The organism is Vreelandella aquamarina (assembly GCF_020075495.1).
GTDB classification, from domain to species: Bacteria; Pseudomonadota; Gammaproteobacteria; order Pseudomonadales; family Halomonadaceae; genus Vreelandella; species Vreelandella aquamarina_A.
Map to the genome: position 1 here is coordinate 1 of NZ_JABYQT010000050.1, position 274 is coordinate 274.

Here is a 274-nt window from a genome sequence, read left to right on the forward strand (position 1 = left end):
CGGAAACGCGTAGTCGATGGGAAACGGGCTAATATTCCCGTACCGGACATGATTGCGATGGGGGGACGGAGAAGGCTAGGTGAGCCAGGCGTTGGTTGTCCTGGTGAAAGTCAGTAGGCTTGGGTCTCAGGTAAATCCGGGACCCTCCAAGGCCGAGAGACGAGACGAACTGACCACGGTCAGGAAGTCATTGATGCCACGCTTCCAGGAAAAGCCTCTAAGCTTCAGATCATGTGCGACCGTACCCCAAACCGACACAGGTGGTCAGGGTGAG

The 274-nt window shown here is 56.6% G+C and carries 1 rRNA gene; it reads left to right on the top strand.

From position 1 onward, the window contains the following. Nucleotides 1-274 (top strand): 23S ribosomal RNA (locus HW452_RS17425); the annotation flags it as partial.